Genomic DNA, 1861 nt, shown 5'->3' on the forward strand with positions numbered 1-1861 from the left:
ACCTTGTGCGATTGTAGTGACTGCTCCACCAAATCCAAAGTTAGACTTATTTCCATCTTGATTTTGATCTTGTGCATCAACCTTAGGGGCAAGCATTTGAGCAACTCCACCAGCAACCATGCCTACCCCCATCCCAACTAGCCATGCCTGCCCTGTCCATGCTCCTACAACAACCATAACCGCACCTAAAATTAAGTTTATAACACCACCATCTCCACCAGCCCCTATGACTTTAGGCACAATCTTGATAACTTTAGCACCAGTCTCAAAATCAATCTGATCCTCAGAGATATTTTCATCATCTTGAAAAACAGCAAAGCTAAGTCCGTGTTCATGAGCGGTTAACATGAATTGTTCAAAACCGGGCACTTGGACTGATAGTGCTCTTATAGCTTCTCGGGTGCTTTCAACAGCAAGCTTAAATTCTTTACCAAACTTGTTTCCTAGTACGCCATATAATTTGATCGTTTTAAGCATTCTTATGCCTCACAATTTTGACAACACGCTCTTGCCATTGTTGCCCAAAGATTTCACGCACTGACTTTCGACCATAAGGATGATGTAGGATTAATGGACCACCAAAACAACTCGTGCTTTCTTCTGACTTTAATTGCCACCGATTACCAAGCCAGATCACAGCATGATTCGGGTGTTCTGTACGACCAACATTACACACCAACATGTCACCATATTGAGGTTCGCTGACTTCATAAAATCCCGCTGCGTCTAAGTTTTCTAGATAAAGGGATTTGTGATTTTTATCACTCCACCAATCATCTTTACGTCCAAAATCCATCAACTGAATACCAAGTTCACGATTATAAAAATCACAAACAATTGAATAGCAATCTTGATATCCATGATGGTAATCACGACCAATGAGTGGGGCTTTATAACCACATGGTTCAAAAACTTGGAAATCCACTTCTGGCCAAGCACAAATCACCCATGGTTTTTCATGAAGCTCAATTTGTAATAAATCCAAAGCAGATGCGCGTGCTGTCGCGTTTGGATGTGAATGGACATATGCTAGTATCTCACCCTGATCTTCAGCATTCGCCAAGTCTTCATGATGAATTTGAAACTGACCTTCTTCAGCGACATTACGGCATGGAATATACACACCAGAAACAATAACCCCGCAACATTCTGCGGGGAAACATTGTTCAGCATGAGATAAAATCGCAGCTTTAAGTTTTTTATTTAATTTCATTTTTACACCATTGAAGATGCAGGGAATCCACCAAAATGAAGCTCATTTTCTCGGCAACGACAGCCTGATGTTCGGTAGTTACATCGATCTAAAGCTGGATTGTCTGTAGGCTCATCTTTTTCAGTAAACATTGCAGCCCCGATATAGCCGCATTCTTCACTTCGATATTCCCAATTGCAGTAGTTTGAGATTTGCCGTGTAGGGATTTTTAATCCTTCAAAATCCACTGGATTAGAAAGTTCAAAAGTCACTTGCTGAGCATTTTCAGAAGTCTTTTGTTCTATAAACCAAATCTGCTCACGTTTCTCACTTGGATTCGCACTGGTATTACCAGCACTAAAGTTTTCAGCATCGAGATACTTGGCTAATGTGGTAATGACTTTGAGCTTTGCACCTGCAAAATCACCAAACTGTAAGCAGTATGCAGTTACCGCGCCTTGAATACCTTTAATATTGTTAGCCATGCTTAGCGTTGGTGCTGAAGCCTTTCCATCACTTCGCATTTCCAAGCCTGATACTTGCAACGCCATTGGCTCAAAAGTCTGACCATTAAATATAATGTTGCGGTGCCAAACCTTTTCATCACCAACATCATAAAGTTTACCAATTGAGCCAGTATCTGAACCAATCAAGCCATTTGAACCGATT

3 protein-coding genes are annotated in these 1861 nt (G+C 41.1%); all 3 read right to left on the bottom strand.

What is annotated here, in order from left to right:
- The coding region (locus GJV03_RS21270) for a tail assembly protein (RefSeq protein ID WP_154131079.1) at positions 1-477 on the bottom strand (477 nt) is incomplete at its 3' end.
- A complete protein-coding gene (locus tag GJV03_RS21275) occupies positions 470-1213 on the bottom strand; it encodes a C40 family peptidase (protein WP_154131080.1) in 744 nt (247 codons plus the stop codon). The genes GJV03_RS21270 and GJV03_RS21275, both read right to left, overlap by 8 nt.
- Before the next feature lie 2 nt (positions 1214-1215).
- Positions 1216-1861, bottom strand: a 646-nt coding sequence (locus GJV03_RS21280) for a phage minor tail protein L (RefSeq protein ID WP_171501892.1), incomplete at its 5' end; no start/stop codon positions are given.

Origin of the sequence: Acinetobacter sp. RIT698 (genome assembly GCF_009668065.1) — a bacterium.
GTDB classification, from domain to species: domain Bacteria; phylum Pseudomonadota; class Gammaproteobacteria; order Pseudomonadales; family Moraxellaceae; genus Acinetobacter; species Acinetobacter guillouiae.

Coding starts and splice junctions, on each gene's coding strand:
- GJV03_RS21275 (WP_154131080.1), bottom strand. CDS start 1,213: ATGAAATTAAATAAAAAACTTAAAGCTGCGATTTTATCTCATGCTGAA.